The following is a 14,666-nucleotide window of genomic DNA, read 5'->3' as shown; positions in this document are numbered from 1 at the left end:
CACTTTATTAAATACACAACATAACAAACAATTTATGGATACGAATGCCCAAATTACGAAATCGATTTCGTTGGAAAAATACGGAATCGTTAATGTATCAGAAATAATCTACAATCCTTCTTATGAGTTTTTATATAATGAAGAATTAAATCCAGCTTTAGAAGGTTTCGAAAGAGGTCAATTATCTGAACTTGGAGCAGTAAATGTGATGACAGGAGAGTTTACCGGTCGTTCTCCTAAAGATAAATATATAGTAAAAGACAGCGTTACAGAAAATACTGTTTGGTGGAACTCAGATAAAGCGGCAAATGATAATAAACCAATCTCTCAAACTACTTGGAATGCTTTAAAAGAAACTACAGTAAAACAACTTTCAGGTAAAAGATTGTTTGTAGTAGATGCTTTTTGTGGTGCGAATGAAGATACAAGATTAAAAGTTCGTTTCATTATGGAGGTTGCTTGGCAAGCACATTTTGTAAAAAATATGTTTATTCGTCCAACTGAAGCAGAATTAGAAAATTTTGGGGAGCCAGATTTTATTGTAATGAATGGTTCAAAAACAAGTTTCAAAGATTATGCAGCACACGGATTAAATTCTGAAGTATATGTAGCTTTTAATTTGACGGAAAAAATTCAATTAATTGGCGGAACTTGGTATGGAGGTGAAATGAAGAAAGGATTGTTCTCGATGATGAATTATTATTTACCATTGAAAGGAATGGCTTCAATGCACTGTTCTGCTAACAAAGGAAAAGATGGAGATGTTGCTGTTTTCTTCGGATTATCTGGAACAGGAAAAACTACTTTGTCAACTGATCCAAAACGCGAGTTAATTGGAGACGATGAGCATGGTTGGGATAACGATGGTGTTTTCAACTTTGAAGGTGGTTGTTATGCAAAAACTATCGATTTAAGTGCGGCAAATGAGCCAGATATTTATGGTGCAATCAAAAAAGATGCATTATTAGAAAATGTTACAGTTGATGCCAACGGAAAAATCGATTTTAAAGATGGTTCGGTTACTCAAAACACACGTGTTTCATATCCAATTTATCATATAGAAAATATTGTAAGACCAGTTTCTAAAGCAGGTCATGCTACTAAAGTTATTTTCTTAACAGCAGACGCATTCGGAGTAATGCCTCCGGTTTCAAAATTAACTCCTGAGCAAACAAAATATTACTTCTTATCTGGATTTACAGCTAAATTAGCAGGAACTGAAAGAGGAGTAACACAACCAGAACCAACATTTTCTGCTTGTTTTGGAAAAGCATTTTTATCATTACATCCAACCAAATATGGTGAAGAATTAGTAAAGAAAATGGAGCAGCACAATGCTACTGCTTACATGGTAAACACAGGATGGAATGGTACAGGAAAACGTATTTCTATTAAAGATACTCGTGCTATTATAGATGCTATTTTGGACGGTTCAATAGAAAATGCTGACACAAAAGTAATTCCAGTATTTAATTTTGAAGTTCCTACTGCTTTACATGATGTAAATCCTGCAATTTTAGATCCTAGAGATACTTATGCCGATGCTTCAGAATGGAATGCTAAGGCCGCTGATTTAGCTTCTAGATTCATTAAAAATTTCGTTCAATATACAGATAACGAAGAAGGTAACAACCTTGTTGCTGCAGGTCCGCAATTAGGATAAAGATTTGCCAATTCACAAAAAAGTCCCGATTTTTTCGGGACTTTTTTGTGCGATAAAGTTGTAAAAAAAATCCCAAACTCTATTTGAATTTGGGATTTTATATCTTGAAAGAAAATATTATTTTCCTTTATTTACTTCAGCAACATATTTTTCTAAAGCACCTGTCATTGATGGTGTTCCTGGGCTTGGAGCCATAATATCTACACGTAATCCATGCTCTAATGCTTCTTTTTGTGTGGTGCTTCCAAACACAGCAATTCGGGTGTTATTTTGTTTAAAATCTGGAAAATTTTTGAACAAAGATTTAATCCCGGTAGGGCTAAAAAATGCTAATATGTCGTAATAAACATCTTTTAAATCTGACAAATCACTCATTACTGTTCTGTAAAAAGTACCTTTAGTCCAATCAACTTTTAACGCATCAAGTGTTGGAGGTACATCTGCATTTAATTGATCAGAAGAAGGTAATAAGAATTTTTCGTCCTTGTATTTTTTAATCAAAGGAGATAAATCTGCAAAGTCTTTCTGACCGACATAAATTTTTCTTTTTCTGTACACCACATAACGTTGTAAGTAGAAAGCCACAGCTTCAGACTGACAAAAATATTTTAAATCTTCAGGAACTTTATAACGCATTTCCTCAGCCACTCTAAAAAAGTGGTCAACCGAATTTCTGCTAGTTAATATAATAGCAGTGAAGTTATTTAAATCGATTTTCTGAGCTCTTACTTCTTTAGCAGGAACACCTTCAACATGTATGAAGGGTCTAAAATCAACTTTTACTTTAAGTTTATTTTGTAGCTCAAAATAAGGAGAATTTTCTACTTTAGGCTCTGGTTGTGAAACTAAAATTGTTTTCACTTTCAAATTTGACATATTTCTCTCTAATTTTTTGTAAACCAATTATAAATGAAATAGTAAGGCGCTATTTCAAGGGTGCAAAGATATAAAATAAAATAAAATATTTTACGTATCAGTAAATTTTGATATAATTTCAATGCAACTATGTATGTAACAATGTTTATTGCAAATAATGCAAAAAGTAATACCCAAAAAAACAAATCTGAATCTATTGGATTGTAAAAAAGAATAATATTGATAGGTAAAAGTATAAAACCAAAGTAAGTTCGGTAGTTTGCTTTTAACAAATTAAATTGTTCAGTAAATTCTTCTATTTTAAATGCAGTAGCGATAATTTTTTCTATTAAATACTTTGATAGTATAAATACAGTTAAAAAAGTTAAAATCTGAACATAAATAATAATATTATTTTTTTCAGCTTTGTCAAATTGAGTCAAAACTAACAAAGTAAAAAAAGAGAATGATAGTAATTGTAAAACAAACATTGATACTGTAAAACCATTCATCAAGTTGCTACTATCTCTATATATTTTTGTGTATTTGTCAGAATAGGCTAAACGCACAAATTCTGAAAAACGAATAGACGAAACGGTTTTGTTTACGGCAATGATACCAATGCATATAACAAACAAGATAGTTGCCCAGTCTTTGCTTTCGATTATTCGATCATGTAATTGTATAGTCAGCATATTGATTGCAAAATTACAAAAATTACACTTAATATGATTATTATAAAATTATTAAGAATTATCCACTAGAAATAGCTTATTTTTGCATCAAAATATAATTCACTAGTATGGCTAAAAGCGTTGTCATAATCCCTACTTATAACGAAATTGAAAATATTGAAGCAATAATAAATGCTGTTTTTGCTTTACCTACCACTTTTCATGTTTTAATTGTGGATGATAATTCTCCTGACGGAACGGCTATTAAAGTTAAAGAACTTCAAAAGCAATTTGAAAATCAATTGTTTTTAGAGATTAGAACCAAAAAAGCAGGGCTTGGAACGGCTTATGTGCACGGTTTTAAATGGGCACTTTCACATGAATATGATTATATTTTTGAAATGGATGCCGATTTTTCACACAATCCTAATGATTTAGAAAAATTATTAGCAGCTTGTGAAAATGGTGCAGATGTTGCAATTGGATCAAGATATTCAAATGGAGTCAATGTTGTCAATTGGCCTTTAAGCCGTGTGTTATTGTCTTACTTTGCCTCGGTTTATGTTCGAATGATTACCGGAATGAAAATTGCTGATGCAACAGCTGGATTTAAATGTTACAGAAGAGTTGTTTTAGAAAAAATAAATCTTGACAGGATAAAATTTGTAGGTTATGCTTTTCAAATAGAGATGAAATACCGCGCTTTTGTCAATAAATTCAATATTGTTGAAGTGCCAATCATATTCACAGATAGAACAAAAGGTCAGTCAAAAATGAGCGGCGGAATTATTCGTGAAGCTGTTGTTGGAGTAATTATGTTAAGATTACGAAAAATATTTAATAAATTATAATGAATACTTATTTAATTAGAAATGCCAAAATTGTAAACGAAGGTGCTGTTTTTGAAGGTGATATATTAATTGAAGATGAATTCATTAAAGAGATTGCCGAAAAAATAAGTCCAAAATCGTCAAATTGTGTGATTATTGATGCAGAAGGAAGCTATGTGATGCCAGGAGCAATTGACGATCAAGTGCATTTTAGAGAGCCTGGTCTAACACACAAAGGAACTATTGAAACTGAAAGTAGAGCAGCCGTAGCTGGTGGAATTACTTCGTTTATAGAACAACCTAATACAGTTCCAAATGCAGTAACACAAGAACTTTTAGAGGATAAATATCAAATAGCTTCTCAAACATCATACGCTAATTATTCGTTTATGATGGGAGGAACAAATGATAATTTGGAAGAAGTTTTAAAAACTAATCCGCGCAATGTTGCTGGAATTAAATTGTTTTTAGGTTCTTCAACTGGAAATATGTTGGTGGATAATCAAGAAGTTTTAGAAAAGATTTTTTCATCAACTAAAATGCTGATAGCTGTTCATTGTGAAGATGAAGCAACAATTAAAGCCAATTTAGAAAAATATAAAGAAGAATATGGTGAAGATATTCCAGTGAAATATCATCATCTAATACGTAGCGCAGAAGCTTGCTATTTATCTTCTTCAAAAGCCATTGAATTAGCAAAAAAAACTGGAGCAAGATTGCATGTTTTTCATTTGTCAACTGCAAAAGAAATGGATTTATTTACCAATAAAATTCCATTAGAAGAAAAACAAATTACAGCCGAAGTTTGTGTACATCATTTGTGGTTTACAGATGCAGATTATGACGCAAAAGGTTCTTTGATAAAATGGAATCCTGCAGTTAAAACACAAGAAGATAAAGATGCATTGTGGAAAGCATTATTAGATGATAGAATTGATGTTATTGCAACAGATCATGCGCCACATACATTGGAGGAAAAAATAAATTCTTATACAACCTGTCCTTCTGGTGGGCCGTTGGTGCAACACGCAGTTGTAGCCATGTTTGAAGCACATCATCAAGGAAAAATTTCGGTAGAAAAAATTGTAGAAAAAATGTGTCACAATCCAGCAAAAATTTTCAAAATCGAAAAGCGCGGATTCATTAGAGAAGGATATTTTGCTGATATTGCTATTGTGAATGCATATTTGCCTTGGAATGTGAAGAAAGAAAATATTTTATACAAGTGTGGTTGGTCTCCTTTTGAAGGTTATAATTTTAAATCGAGAGTAACGCATACTTTTGTAAATGGGAAGTTAGTATATGCTAATGGTAAAGTTAAAGAAGCAAAAGTAGGACAACGTTTATTATTTGAAAGAGCAATATAAATGAAAAAGTTTGTAGTATTATTTTTTGGAATTATCAGTATTTCATGTTCAAATAATCCTGTGCCAAAACCGGATAATTTATTGGATGATGAAGTAATGACTGATATTTTATTTGACATTGCTATTTTGCAAGCAGCTGATGGTTCTATGCCTTTTAGATTGACTGAAAAAAATATAAAAATAAATACATATATTTATAAAAAATATGAAATAGATAGTACAACTTACTATCAAAATCAGCGTTATTATGCGGCTGATTCGCGCAAGTATAAAAAAATGTATCAGGAAGTTTTGGATCGTTTAGATAAAGCAAAAACTGAAAACGATTCTATTTTACCTGAAGGAAAAGAGAGACTTAAATAACTGTTTTTAGAAAAGTTTCTTTCTTTTGAAAAGAAATTGATATTGCATTTTCAATTTTTTGAGTATCATATTGGTCAATAGCGTGAGAAGAAGCGGCGGTTGATTTTGTTAGCTTTCTTTTACTATTTGTCAAAGTTGCTCGCAACCAATCAAGTCGCCAGCCAATTGAGGTAATGGTTTTTGAAGCGTAAATAAACGGCTTTTTGGTGTTTAATAATGTAGCGATGTAGAAAAATAAATCTTTGTAAGTACAGTTTTCACCAACTAAAGTATAACGTTCCCCTGAAATTTTGCTTTTCATCAAAGTAATCATGCATTTTGTGACATCTTCTACAGCTACAATTCCAATAACACCATCTGTATAAAAAGGTATTTTATTTTTTACCCATTGAATAAAAAGATCGCTTCCTAAATTCGAAAAGCCATATCCAAAAATCACTCCCGGATTTACAATTACAATATCTAATCCTTCTTGAAAACCACGCCATACTTCCATTTCTGCGCCATATTTTGTAATAGCGTAATCACTATGCTGTTTTTCGGTATTCCATTCTGTTTCTTCGGTGATTAAATGCTCAGTTTCCTTGGTGTCGCCAAGCGCTGCAATTGAGCTGACATGACATAATTTCTTTATTTTGAAATCAATACAACAATTTACAATATTTGCAGTACCTTCAATATTGATTTTTCTTAGATTTTCTTCATCTTTAGGTTCAAATGACACTAAAGCTGCACAATGATATACATGAGTTACATTCTCAAAGGCTTTTTCAAGAGTAGGAATATCAGTAACATCACCTTTTACCCATTTGATTTTATCAAAAAGCTCCATTTTATTGTAGAAAGCGAAAACATGTCTCACTTTTTCGATTTGTTTTTCAGAACGATATAATGCTTTTACTGCCTCATTTTCTTGAAGAAGTTTAACCAATAAATGCGAACCTACTAAACCTGTTGCTCCTGTGACTAAAATCATGGAGTAAAAATAGCAAATCTTTTTAAAAACGCACTAATTTTTAAACCTTCAAACTTTTAAACTTTTAAACTAAAAGTTATCTTTGCCAAAATTAAATCACAAAATGAAGAATTTAGTAGAAGAATTACGTTGGAGAGGTTTGTTTCATGATATGATGCCTGGAACAGAAGAACAATTACTAAAAGAAGCTACCACAGCTTATATTGGTTTTGATCCAACGGCAGACTCTTTACATATTGGAAGTTTAGTGCAAATTATTCTATTAATGCACTTAAGAAAATCGGGTCATAAAGCCATTGCATTAGTAGGAGGAGCAACAGGTATGATTGGTGATCCTTCTGGAAAATCTAACGAAAGAAATTTGTTAGATGAAGCGACTTTAAATCATAATGTAGAAGGAATTAAGCGTGTTTTATCTCGTTTTTTAGATTTTGATGCAAAAGATGAAAATGCTCCAATTCTAGTAAATAATTACGATTGGATGAAAGATTTTTCATTCATTGATTTTGCTCGTGATATTGGAAAACGCATCACCGTAAACTACATGATGTCTAAAGACTCTGTAAAAAAACGTTTAAGCGGAGAAGAAGGTGCAGAAGGAATGAGTTTTACTGAATTTACGTATCAATTAATTCAAGGCTACGATTTTTATCATTTGAATAAGCACTATAATTGTTTGCTTCAAATGGGAGGAAGCGACCAATGGGGAAACATTACTACTGGTACAGAATTGGTAAGAAGAATGAATGTCGGTAACGATGAGAAATCGAAAGCATACGCATTAACAACGCCATTAATCACAAAAGCAGATGGTTCTAAATTCGGGAAATCGGAAGGTGGAAATGTTTGGTTAGATGCTGATAAAACTTCGGTTTATAAATTTTATCAATTTTGGTTGAATGCTACCGATGTTGATGCTGAAAAATACATTAAAATTTTCACATTCTTAGACAAAGAAACAATTGAAAAATTAATTGCAGAACATAACGAAGCACCTCATTTAAGAGTTTTACAAAAACGTTTAGCTGAAGAAATTACCGTAATGGTGCATTCAAGAGAAGATTTGGAAAATGCTATTGCGGCTTCAAATGCTTTTTTTAGTCCGTCGATGGATGAATTGAAAAAGTTAGATGAAAAAACGTTTTTAGAAGTTTTTGATGGTGTTCCTCAAGCTGAGATTTCTATGAATGATTTGAACACAGGTTTGGATATGATTGCAGCTTTGGCAGCTAAAACCAACTTCTTAGCTTCTAATAGTGATGCGCGTAGAGAATTGAAACAAAACTCGATTTCTTTGAATAAAGAGAAAGTAGGTGAAGATAAAATTATTACAAAAGAAGATTTAATTAACAATCAATTCTTGTTGTTGCAAAAAGGAAAGAAAAATTATTACGTGATAAAAATTGTTTAATCGTTAAATTGTTTAACTGTAGAATCGATTTAACAAATAAACATTTAACAGTTAAACTACCATAAGGTTACAACCACGAATATCGGAATTATCAAAACGTCCCAACACTTCGAAAGAATGATTGGGATATTTTTTTCCCAAATCTTGCGTTGCAATAAACGAACACGAATTGATATTGGCTAAATCAATAACATTAATTCCGCCCGTTTTTCCTTCAGCAACATAAGTTAAAGCATCTTCTGTATCGCGAACTAAAATTTGCATCCAAGGTGGACATTCGAAAATGCCATCACCTAATGAATACGCTTGAGAAAGTAATTCGGTCATGCCATATTCGGAATGAATTTTAGAAACACCGAATCCGTTGCGTAAAAGCGAATGTAATTCTTCTTTAATCATTTCTTTTCGTTTGCCTTTCATGCCACCGGTTTCCATGATAATGGTGTTTTTTAATTGGAATTTTTGTTTCTCAATTAAATCTAGCAAAGCATACGTAACGCCAATTAAAATTACATTTTGACCCGAATTATCTAATTCAATTAGTTTCGAAATCAATTCATCGTAATTATGTAAATAGAATCCGGAATCTTCATGATTACTACTTTGAATTAAATCTTCGACCATGTAAATTAATGATGAACCTTCGCGCTCTAAATAGGATGGGAGTAAAGCTAAAACGCAATAATCTTCAATGTTTCCGTAGAATTCTGAAAACCCTAAACGGTAACTCATTTTGTACCAACTTACATCAGTAACTAAATGTTTGCTGGTTTGCATTCCAGTTGTTCCACTACTTGTAAAGGTTTGCTGAATATGCTCAGATGAACTTAAAACGTTGTGACTTTTAAAAAATTGAATCGGTAAAAAAGGAATTTCAGTTAGTGATTTCACATTATTTTTATCTTTTTTCAAGAAGTTACAAAATTGTTGGTACACCAAATTGTTATCGTACTGATGACGGAAAACTTTTAAAGTAATTTTTTCAAATTCTTTTTTAGAGCCAATTTGGAAAATATCTTCTTGTGAAATCATGGTGCAAAAATAGGAAACAAATTTGTCATAACTAAAAAAGCACCAACTTTCGTTGATGCTTTTAATATAAATTGAAATTAATTATTTAATAACTAATTTTCTTGTAGCTGTTTTGCCTTCTTCAATAATTTTTACTACATAAACACCAGCTGTTAATTTAGCTACGTTTACTGTATTGTTAATTACATTCGCTTTTACTACTTCTTTCCCTAATAGATCAAAAATTTGAACTGACATATCAGCATTAGCAGTAGAAGTTAAGTATAATGTGTTTCCAGATAAAGGATTTGGATACATTGTTAAACCATCAATATTGTCAAATGAAGTTGAAGATAAAGTTACGTCGGCTAATGAACGTGCAACAACTTGAGGTGTTGTAACATTTTTAGCAACTAAAACTACAATTGAATAGGGAGTTGATGGGATTGTGTTGGCATTAACTACATAATCAACTTCCGAAAACAATGTTCTAAAGTTTAATGTGTTTCCATCAGTGATGCTGTAATTTGTATTTACAACAAAAGTGTTTGTTCCATTTCCATCTGCGAAAGTAACATTGTTGATTTTGACAAGTTCGCTTTCATATTGTTCAATACTTGTGTTGATGTCATTTAGTGTAACTAGCTGAGGTGTTATTACATTACCTGTTGACGATGGAGTGTTGTTTGCTAAAGGAACAATTTGTAATACACCATTGAAGTAGGTTGTTTGTCCTTTTAAACTTGTTATTCCATCTCCAATAACAAAAGGATTTGTGATAATGTTTGATGCATCATCTATTAAAATTGCTGCTGAAGCATCTTGAATATATTTTTGATTTCTTGTAGGTCTTGCATAAGTAACAATAGCTTCACCAGTAATTTCATAGTATCTGCCAATTCCATTATTTAGTACATCTAGTCTAACAGCGTTAATATTTGATACTACATTATAGGTTTGAATTGTAAAATTTAAAGTAGTAGTTACTGCAGGAGAAAGAGGTGCATTGCCAGCATCAACTAGTTCTAATGTTAAATTATAAGTACCAGGTGTTAAGCTAGTTAATGTAATTGCTGTATTGTCAAATTTTGATAATACAGGACCACCATTAATAGAGTAATTTAAGTGCCCATCGCCATTTCCAACTGTTGCGATTGTAAAGTTAGAAACTGCAAAGTTTATATTGACATTTGTTGTGGCAGGATTGTAAAGTGCTCCATTTGTAGGTGATGAAACTACTAAAGTTGGATTTGAAGTTGGAGCAGTCCATACAAAATCATCAATCATTAATCTTTCAGTAGTACCATTGGATTTAATTCTAATCTTAATGTTTGCATTTGAACTGTTAATTATACCAGCAACTGTTTTCCAATTAGAATCATTAGTTAAGGTTGCGTCAATTACTGATGATGTTGTCCAACTGCTTCCGTTGTCAGTTGAATATTCAACAATAAAGTTTGTTGCAGGTGCACTATCCCATCTTCTTGTTGAGAAAGAAAAATTTCCAACTCCTCCAGAAGCAATTGTTATTGTTATATCCGTTGTTGATGTTTGGTTTAAACGAAAAGAGTAAGTGCCTTGAGCTCCAACAAAACCATCTTGAGCTGCAGCCGTGTTTCTAATAACACTTGTGCCAATAGCGCTAAATACTCCATCAACATAACCATGATCTGAGTAACTAGTAAACGGAATAGAACCTCCGCCACCTTGAGTCCATTTGGCTACATCGTCAAAATTTATTGTTCCTTGAGAAAAGGATACAAAAGAAAAGGATAATAATAAAAATGTGTAAAGTTTTTTCATTTTATGAAATTTTATAAGGGGACGCAAATGTATAAAGTATTTTTAAATTATATATATGATTTAGAGATTTTTATATAATTTGAAATAAAAAAAGCACCAACTTTCGTTGATGCTTTTAATATAAATTGAAATTAATTATTTGATAACTAATTTTCTTGTAGCTGTTTTGCCTTCTTCAGTAATTTTTACTACATAAACACCAGCTGTTAATTTAGCTACGTTTACTGTATTGTTAATTACATTCGCTTTTACTACTTCTTTTCCTAATAGATCAAAAATTTGAACTGACATATCATCATTAGCAGTAGAAGTTAAGTATAATGTGTTTCCAGATAAAGGATTTGGATACATTGTTAAACCATCAATATTGTTATCATTTAATCCAGCAGTTGCAGGAACTACATCAACCCAAGTTGTTCCAATTCTTAATTCGTCAACTTGCACGGTTGGAGTTTCTGTAGAACTATCTTGTCTTAAGAAAAATCTTGATGCATTTGGCAGGTCTGTTGCAGCATGTGTATCAGTTATAGTAGCTGTAGGTTCTGGACTTCCAACAACTGGATTAACCCATAAGCTCACTACATCATCAGCAGTTGTTGCAGAATTAAATGTATAACCAACTACTACAAAATATGTTTGACCAGTTTGGTATGAAGCAGTGTCAAATGTAGTATTAGCGGCATTTGCTGTTCTTACTTCAATACCTAAATTAAAGTTAGTGTCATCAACTCTTTTTGTCCATAATGTAGCTCCTAAATTTGTATTTGTTTCACCAAACCCAGCAATATAACCACCATTTGCATCAGTAACACCAGCCATAGAGCCAATATTCATTAAGAAAGAATAGTAAATTGTTCCTGTACTTGTAGGAGTAATTGGTGAGAAACAATCAATTCCGTCAGCAGCAAAAGATGCAGAATTTCCAGCAGGCGTTAATCCTGTATAAGAAAGACTTCCTGTAGTTGCAGTAATGTTGTCTCCTGAGTTTACATTTGTCCACATTTGTTCCGCACCTAGAGAGTTTCCAGCTGTATAATTGAATCCGTCGTAATATGGTAAAGTGTTTTCTGGTTTACATTCAGGAGAATTTCCGTTAACATCTAAATTACATGTTCCTCCAGTAATATTAACGGTATATGCTGATCCTTCAGTAAAAGTTACTATTATATTTCCAGCAGCTACTGATGTTGGATTGTCTCCACTAACAGTTCCTGCTGTTGTTATTGTATAAGTTGCGTTTCCAGCTCCAGTATATGGAATGGTTACAGTATAAGAATCCAATGCCAATGTTGATGCTGAGCACGCAACTACCGGAGTTCCTAAAGCTAATGTGCAACTAGATGAAACATTAGTTAATTTTAAATCATCAATTCTAAATTGACCAGATGGTGTTGCTGGTTGTGAAAATCTTAATGAAAGTGTAGTTGATGAAGGGATTTGTCCTCCAGAAACCGTTACTAAAGTCCAGCCTGTTGCACTAGGAGTAAAAGTAATAGGAGTCCATGTTGTTCCAGCATTTGTACTTTGTTCTATTACTAATTGAGTGATAGAAGTACTAGTAGTATTATAACCAAATGACATTTGTATATCAGCACTTAAGTATGCAGAAGTATTTATATTGTCAACTTGGAAATATTTTCCAGCTGTATTAGTTATGAATACATTTCTTTCTCCTGAAGCTCCAGTATAGCCTGAAGAAGCTAATGAAGCTCTTGTGTCTGCGGTTCCAGAATAAGCAATTGGGCTAGTGTTTTGGAAAGTGGTTGCTGTAATAGCAAGAGTCCCTGTTCCAGTTCCCATATTTTCTGAGTAAATAGTTTGTCCAAAAGACAAAGAACTTACAACTAATGTTAATAATAAAGTGTAAAGTTTTTTCATTTTTATAAAATTAAATTATAGTACAAAGATAAATAGTTTTTAAGTTTCTAGCTAATATTTAGCTGTTAACTTAAAATTAATTTTAGGTATAATGGTATAATGAACTAATTGATAATTAGCTTTCTAGTGGCAGAAGCATCACCTTCTTTTATTTTGATGATATAAACACCTGCAGTTAAATTACTCACATTTACTTCTTTTGAAGTAATCACTGTTTCTAGTACTTTTTTACCAAGCACATTAAAAATTTCTACTTTCTTGTCTAGAGAAGATTTTGTAGTGATAAAAATTTTTCCAGAGTTTACAGGGTTAGGATAAATAGTAAGCCCCTCAATTGTAGGTTCTTGAGTTTTAGTTGTAACGCTTGTCTTGCCTTCTTGTGCTTGAGCACTAAAAGAAAATAAAACAACTAACAGTAAAATAATATAAGTGTAATTTTTTTTCATTCGCAACTAAAAATATAGTGTAAAGATATTAAAAAATACTGTACAAATACAATGCCAAATAAAAAAACCCTCAATTTGAGGGTTTTTTAACTATTTTATATCTGATTATTGAATTAAGCTTACGCCTCCAACTGTTGACCAAACGCCATTTGTTAAGTTAGCTCCAGTTGCTGAAGAACTTGTGGTGAATTGTCCTGAAGGAAAAGCAACTGTTAATGTACCAGCTCCAGCATATTCAGAGGTTCCATCATTAATTTTAACAGAAGTTAATTTGATTTTACTTGCGTTAACTTGATCTGTATTTGTTCCAGCATCTTGAATTCTTACCGCTGTTGCTCCTGCAGTTGTATAACCCGAAATCACAATGTTTGTGAAGTCGCCATTGCCTTGTTTTTTGAATTGAATAGCATCATATTCTGCAGCAGATGAACCACCTTCTGTAACTGTACCAGAAGCTCTTTTTAAAGTAATATTTGCAATTACTGGCCAAAAAGCATTATTATTGTTTGAAGCTTCGATTTCCATTCCAAAGTTTCCTGTTGTTGTTTGATACGCATACCAGTTAGAATTGTTTTGTCCTTTCCAGCCATCTTGCCAGTCAAAAGAATCATCATAGTTTCCATAAGAAATCAAATTTGAAGCGCTTACAGTTCCTCCATAAAATTCATATCCATCATCTGCTCCTTTGTATGAAACTAAGTTTTCTAAAATTGTACCAGATCCTACTGAATAGAATGAAAAACCATTCATTTCGCTTGTTCCATCAGTAATTTTTTTACCTGCATATTCTACTCTTACATAACGTAATGTTCCACCATTATGAGTTGGGTTTGTTCCACCATACGGTAAGTTTAATCCGTCTTCAGAAGTTTTTGTAGTAACTCCGCCTGCACCATTTATAGGAGCATCACCATACATGATAATTCCTCCCCAAGAACCTGGAGTTGCAGAAGATTCAGTTAATACAATTGGTTGAGATGCTGTTCCATTCATAATTAGTTTTCCACCATTTTTTACTACAATTGCATCAACACCGTTTGTTGCACTTGCAGTAATTGTTGAACCTGCATCAAAAGTAACAGTCACTCCTGATTCAATAGTAACAATGCCATTTAGTGTATAATTTCCATATGCAATTGTTCTATTTGTTGTTATAGAACCTGTAAGTTCTCCTTCAACTGGTTGAATTGTTCCTTCGTCATCGTCTGTTGAACATCCAGTGAATAATGTAGCTAAGATAGTTAGACTTAAAAATAAATTTTTCATGTTAATTGTGTTTTTTAATTGTTGTAGCAAATTTATATCGTGTGTGTTTTTTGAATGTTTTTTTACTATTATAAAAAGGTTATTGAAAAATCATATAATCGTAAAACCAATGTTGCTTTTATG

Annotated in this window: 13 protein-coding genes; 5 read left to right on the top strand and 8 right to left on the bottom strand. The window is 32.2% G+C overall.

Annotated features, from left to right (window positions below; genetic code table 11):
- Positions 1 to 34 precede the first annotated feature (34 nt).
- Positions 35 to 1,663, top strand: a complete 1,629-nt coding sequence (gene pckA, locus G4L40_RS00680; RefSeq protein ID WP_166235012.1) for a phosphoenolpyruvate carboxykinase (ATP) — start codon at positions 35 to 37, stop codon at positions 1,661 to 1,663.
- Positions 1,664 to 1,780: 117 nt separating this feature from the next.
- On the opposite strand, the gene G4L40_RS00675 is transcribed toward pckA, so the two are convergent.
- Together G4L40_RS00675 and G4L40_RS00670 are read right to left on the bottom strand one after the other, a co-directional pair.
- Positions 1,781 to 2,530 (bottom strand): uroporphyrinogen-III synthase, encoded by a 750-nt coding sequence (locus G4L40_RS00675; RefSeq protein ID WP_166235605.1) that lies wholly within the window; start codon positions 2,528 to 2,530, stop codon positions 1,781 to 1,783.
- A gap of 17 nt (positions 2,531 to 2,547) precedes the next feature.
- A complete protein-coding gene (locus tag G4L40_RS00670; protein ID WP_207785298.1) occupies positions 2,548 to 3,213 on the bottom strand; it encodes a DUF4271 domain-containing protein in 666 nt (221 codons plus the stop codon).
- Between the two features lie 107 nt (positions 3,214 to 3,320).
- Here G4L40_RS00670 and G4L40_RS00665 point away from each other — a divergent pair, with 107 nt between their 5' ends.
- The 3 genes from G4L40_RS00665 to G4L40_RS00655 are packed head-to-tail and all read left to right on the top strand — an operon-like array spanning position 3,321 to position 5,752.
- Positions 3,321 to 4,043, top strand: a complete 723-nt coding sequence (locus tag G4L40_RS00665) for a polyprenol monophosphomannose synthase (protein ID WP_166235010.1) — start codon at positions 3,321 to 3,323, stop codon at positions 4,041 to 4,043.
- Positions 4,043 to 5,389, top strand: coding sequence for a dihydroorotase (locus G4L40_RS00660; protein WP_166235008.1), 1,347 nt, complete (start codon positions 4,043 to 4,045; stop codon positions 5,387 to 5,389). Before G4L40_RS00665 ends, G4L40_RS00660 begins: the two co-directional genes overlap by 1 nt.
- On the top strand, positions 5,390 to 5,752 hold the full coding sequence (locus tag G4L40_RS00655; protein WP_166235006.1) for a DUF4296 domain-containing protein: 363 nt from the start codon (positions 5,390 to 5,392) through the stop codon (positions 5,750 to 5,752).
- Here G4L40_RS00655 and G4L40_RS00650 read toward each other — a convergent pair.
- Positions 5,745 to 6,728: an NAD-dependent epimerase/dehydratase family protein gene (locus G4L40_RS00650; protein ID WP_166235004.1), complete on the bottom strand. Its 984-nt coding sequence runs from the start codon at positions 6,726 to 6,728 to the stop codon at positions 5,745 to 5,747. The genes G4L40_RS00655 and G4L40_RS00650 overlap by 8 nt on opposite strands.
- Positions 6,729 to 6,831: 103 nt before the next feature.
- Between G4L40_RS00650 and tyrS the strand changes: the two genes are divergently transcribed.
- On the top strand, positions 6,832 to 8,139 hold the full coding sequence (gene tyrS / locus G4L40_RS00645; RefSeq protein WP_166235002.1) for a tyrosine--tRNA ligase: 1,308 nt from the start codon (positions 6,832 to 6,834) through the stop codon (positions 8,137 to 8,139).
- Positions 8,140 to 8,190: 51 nt separating this feature from the next.
- Here tyrS and G4L40_RS00640 read toward each other — a convergent pair whose 3' ends face one another.
- The 5 genes from G4L40_RS00640 to G4L40_RS00620 all read right to left on the bottom strand — a co-directional run bounded on the left by G4L40_RS00640 (position 8,191) and on the right by G4L40_RS00620 (position 14,543).
- On the bottom strand, positions 8,191 to 9,171 hold the full coding sequence (locus G4L40_RS00640; RefSeq protein WP_166235000.1) for a LuxE/PaaK family acyltransferase: 981 nt from the start codon (positions 9,169 to 9,171) through the stop codon (positions 8,191 to 8,193).
- An 81-nt stretch (positions 9,172 to 9,252) separates the two neighbouring features.
- Entirely contained in the window at positions 9,253 to 10,953 is a 1,701-nt protein-coding gene (locus G4L40_RS00635; RefSeq protein ID WP_166234998.1) for a T9SS type A sorting domain-containing protein, read from the bottom strand.
- Positions 10,954 to 11,088: 135 nt separating this feature from the next.
- Positions 11,089 to 12,831, bottom strand: a complete 1,743-nt coding sequence (locus G4L40_RS00630; protein WP_166234996.1) for a T9SS type A sorting domain-containing protein — start codon at positions 12,829 to 12,831, stop codon at positions 11,089 to 11,091.
- 104 nt (positions 12,832 to 12,935) lie between these two features.
- Complete coding sequence (locus G4L40_RS00625) at positions 12,936 to 13,277, bottom strand: T9SS type A sorting domain-containing protein (protein WP_166234994.1); 342 nt, start codon at positions 13,275 to 13,277, stop codon at positions 12,936 to 12,938.
- A gap of 105 nt (positions 13,278 to 13,382) precedes the next feature.
- On the bottom strand, positions 13,383 to 14,543 hold the full coding sequence (locus G4L40_RS00620; protein ID WP_166234992.1) for a hypothetical protein: 1,161 nt from the start codon (positions 14,541 to 14,543) through the stop codon (positions 13,383 to 13,385).
- Between the last annotated feature and the right edge of the window lie 123 nt (positions 14,544 to 14,666).

This window comes from Flavobacterium celericrescens (assembly GCF_011392075.1).
GTDB classification, from domain to species: Bacteria; Bacteroidota; Bacteroidia; order Flavobacteriales; family Flavobacteriaceae; genus Flavobacterium; species Flavobacterium celericrescens.
Note: the sequence above shows the minus strand (reverse complement) of the source record. Positions and strands in the feature narration are given on the sequence as shown.